The organism is Paenibacillus sp. (assembly GCF_031177825.1).
GTDB lineage: Bacteria > Bacillota > Bacilli > Paenibacillales > YIM-B00363 > Paenibacillus_AE.
In genome coordinates this window covers 1-4032 of the sequence record NZ_JAPSKE010000059.1, presented here as the reverse complement: position 1 = coordinate 4032, position 4032 = coordinate 1, and the positions used below count along the sequence as shown (strand labels likewise).

2 protein-coding genes and 1 pseudogene are annotated in these 4032 nt (G+C 64.2%); all 3 read right to left on the bottom strand.

Annotated elements, in window-relative coordinates; all coding sequences use genetic code 11:
* Positions 1–1634, bottom strand: a 1634-nt coding sequence (locus RIN49_RS28725) for a DUF5696 domain-containing protein (RefSeq protein WP_309123517.1), incomplete at its 3' end; no start/stop codon positions are given.
* Positions 1635–1663: 29 nt separating this feature from the next.
* Entirely contained in the window at positions 1664–3799 is a 2136-nt protein-coding gene (locus tag RIN49_RS28720; RefSeq protein WP_309123516.1) for a YIP1 family protein, read from the bottom strand.
* 24 nt (positions 3800–3823) lie between these two features.
* Positions 3824–4032 (bottom strand): annotated as a pseudogene (locus tag RIN49_RS28715) (carbohydrate ABC transporter permease); the annotation flags it as partial.

The window sequence follows — 4032 nt, the reverse complement described above, 5'->3', positions numbered from 1 at the left end:
CCCGCCGCGCCGCCTAACGCCTTCTCCGTCTTCATGTCCGCGGGCGCCGTATGGAAGAAGCCGCCGTTGTACCAGGCGGTGTAGCGCAGCTTGACGCTGCCGACGCCGCGCGCGGCCAGCTCCTCCAGCATCGTTCCGGCTTCCTCGAACGAGGTGATCGCCATGCGGCTGACGACCGGGAAGCCCCACTTCCGCGTCATCGCCTCGACGGCGCCCATCGTCTCCAGATAAAAGGGGACCTGCGCCTCCGGCGCCGCCGGCTTCAAGACGCCCCGGTCGATCAGCGTGTCGCGGTACGCCTTCGCCATGCCGACGTAATCCGCGTCGTCGCCGGCGAGGAACACGTATCGCAGCGCAATGTCGCCGTCGTAGCCCGCTTTCTCGTAGACGATCCAGGGCGCTTGCTCGAAGGCGTTCTCGGCGATGTACGTATCCTTGTTCCGAATCGTGAAGGCGGCGTAGGCCGTGTTCCACGAATGGACGATGCCGCCCGCCATGCCATTGATTTCCGCGGTCGCGTCCCCTTCCTCGATGACGGCGAGCAGCGCGGCGTCGCCCTTCTTGATGCCGAACACCGGCGCGCGGAATTCCTGCTTGAAGCTGCCGCGAGGCGCCTGGGTGAGCGCGCGGTCCGGACCGTACAGCTTCCCCGTGGTTAGCAGCGTCGTCTTGCTGCCGTCGTTGTTGAAGCGCATCAAGGTGCCCGACCCGTCCGGGAGGAACAGGTACCCGTCCTCGCCCGTCTTGCCGGCGCCGAAATAATTGAGCAGCGACAGCCGCACGAGCTCGAACCGCTCCGTATCGTATTGGATGTCGCCGACCCGAAGCGTCGCGGTCAGCCCGTTCCCTTCGAGCGCGTAGTCGACGGCGAGCTTGAAGTACGGGAACGCGGCGTCGTCCCCGCTGTATCCGATCTTCTCGTACTCCGCTTCCAGCATTTCGTACGTGTATCCGGCCTCTTGAACGAGCCCCTCCAGCACGCGCTTGTCGCGGTCGTTGAGCGACGTCTTGAGCGAATACACGCCCGACCCTTCGTCGAGGATGTAATACGCCTGCGCCTGCCGCTTGCCCCGTTCGCTCCCGATCTTCTCCAAGATGAACGATTCGAAGCTCTCCTTCGTAATGCGCTGCGGCAGCAGCAGCCGCTGCTCCTCGCGGCCGAGCGTCATCTCCACCCGCATGCCGTTCGGAAGCTTCCCCCACTTCACCTGCCCGAGCAGCGCGGCATGCGCGTAGCTGTTCATCTCCGCTTCGCCTTCCTTGCCCTTCGCGCGGTACAGCAGTTCCACCTGCGACATCAGCTTCTGCTTGATGTCGTCGCTCGCCTTCGGATCTTCCGCCGCGTCGAGCGGATTCGAATAGAAGCGATGGCCCGACGCCTTATGCTCCACGGCGATGCCGCCCGTGCGGTTGTCGAAGAACAGGATCAAGTCGTCGTTCTCCGCGGCGGGCGCGAGTCCCGCTTCGGGGGAAGCGGGCTGCAGGGCGGGAGACGCTTCCGCGGACGCCTCCGCGGCGGGCGCCGACGCGGCCGGCTCCTCCTCCTCCGACTTCATGAGCGTCGGCTGCCATAGGAACAGGGCCGATCCCATTCCGATGGCGGTCAATATGGCAACGATCCCTCTGGCTTTCATGCGGCCAACCTCCGATTTTCCCGGCTATTCTACAGTCGGAACGTAATTTCGTCGACGATCGTCGCGAAGAACGTCTGCATTTTCTGCAAAATGTTAATGAACAATACGACGAGGAAGGCGACGAATCCCATGCCGACGACCGATACGGCGGACGTATAGAAATTCTTGAACGGCGCGTAATCGTTCGTCACCATGACCCCGACGAAGATGAGCGCGAACGCCCAGGCGTAGGCGATCGTCGACAGCACGTTGACGAACTGCACCTCCTGCAGCGTCAAGACGTTGCTGAACAGCGCGGCGGGCACCTGGATCAGCACGATCGGCGTGAGCGCGTAGGCGGAGGCGATGAAAATATCCTTCAAGCTCCCCTCGCCGTCCATCAGCGTCGTCAGCCCCCAGTTGGCGCAAACCCACAGGACGAACGGGATCAACACCCGCAGCGCCGTATCGTGCAGCTCGATGACGCGCCAGTCGGTCGGGAACAACACGTATCCCCCGACCATCGTTCGCCAGACGTCGACGGCCATCACCAACGCTACGATCGTGACGGCCGCGCGGAAGCTTCCCCGCCGTTCGTGCTTCAAATCCCAGAAACCGTCGAACGGGTGCACGATCAAGTGCAGCGCGTACAGCAGTTCTTCCTTGTACGTGCGCTTCCCCGCCTTCTTCCATCCGGCGGCGTTCACCTTCCGGGCGTACGCGAAGAACCGGGCCGCGAGCCAGACGAGCGCGGCCGCCGCGATCGGAATGAGCAGGATGATGTTCCGCGCGACCTCCTTGCGGTACGCCGCGAACGCCTTGAAATATTGGTCCCAGTCGTTCGCGAGCTTATAGTTTTCCATCGCCTCGCGGTATTCCGCCTTGCGCATATGGGACATCGCCACGCCGGAGTAGGCGAGTTCGAAGCTCGGATGCATCTTCAGCACCTCTCGCCAGGCGGCGATCGACGCGTCGTAATTGCGCTCCTTCCGGTGGCGGATCGCCTCGGCGATCGCGTCGCCGTACGCCGTCCGCGCGAACACGGTGACCCGCGCCGTATTCGCGTCGAGCGCAAGCAGCTTCTCGCCTTGGTACGCGATCGCGACCGCCGCGCGGAAGACGCCGTTCTGGCTGCCGGTGCCGCCGAACGCGTACAGCAGGTTGCCTTCGCCGTCGTAGGTGAACAGCTTGTTCTGCGTCGCGTCCAGCGCCGAGTAGACGCCGTCCGCCGTCAGCGCCGCGTCGATGAAGCGCGACACCGTCTCGGCCGTCTGCAGATCGCCGGCCGGCGGGTACGCCCCGTTGCGCTTCAACACGTCGATGCCCGTGTTGTTGAGCCGCTTGATCGGCGCGTACTGGCTGCTCCGATCCCGGTTGCGCATCGCTTGCAGCTGGTTTCTCGCGTCGAGCGCGCTGCTCGTCACATACGCGAAGCCGAGCTCGTCGATCGCGATGTTGTTGTATTCGGTCGGCACGTTCTTGGCCGATCGGCTTCGCTGCGCGTCGGTCGTCACGAGCTCCCAGAACAGGTCGAGCGCCTTCGGCTCGACCTTCTCGGCGCCGACGAAGCCGTCGAAGCGGCCGTCCGCGTTCAGGGCGATGACCCCCATGTTCGTGCTCTTGGAGATGACGTACATGCGGCCGGCCTGATCGACGCCGACGGCGCTCGGCTCGTAGATGAACCCCGCGGGCAGCACGTCCGCGTCCGGCGCCTCGAACACGTTCAGGAGGCTCCCGTCCGGACGGAGCGCCACGATTCTGGCGTTCTTCGAATCCGCGACGTACAGCGTCCCGTCGTCCGTCACGAAGAGGCCCGCCGGCGCGTTGAAGCCGTCCTCCGTTCCGTCCGCGCGCGCGAACGAGCGGATCTCCCGTTGGAATCGGTATTGTTCGTCCAGGACGACGATGCGGTGATGGCCCGTATCGGCGATGTACACCCGGCCGTCCGGGCCCGTCACGAGGTCCTGGGGCTGATTGAGCCCCGTCCCGTCGCCGATGCCCATGTCGATCGCGCCGACGACCCGGTCGGGTACGTACGCGTCGGGCGATACGACGTAATTCCCTTCGTAGTCGTACGTGTACGTCTTATACGGCACCATCGCGGAGGCGGAACCGGCGCCGGCGCCGAGGAGCAGGCAGACGGCCGCGCCGGCCAAGATGCGCGTTTTCCACGTTTTCCAAACCATCCGTTCTCCCTCCTTCCCCTCGGCCTATTCCTTCATCCCCGACGCGGACATCGTCTCGATGATTTTCGATTGCGAAATAATGAACACGATGATCGGTACGATCATCATCATGACCGCGGCGGCCGATCCCGTGCCCGTCCGGGCGATGCCGCCGGCGAGAATTTGCGACAGCGCGTAGTTCAGCGTCTTCAGCTCTTCGCTCTGGATGAATTGATTCGCGCCGATGCCCCACA

What these genes read in the sequence shown, in the direction of transcription:
- RIN49_RS28720 (WP_309123516.1), bottom strand. Translation starts at nt 3,799, where the DNA reads ATGGTTTGGAAAACGTGGAAAACGCGCATCTTGGCCGGCGCGGCCGTC.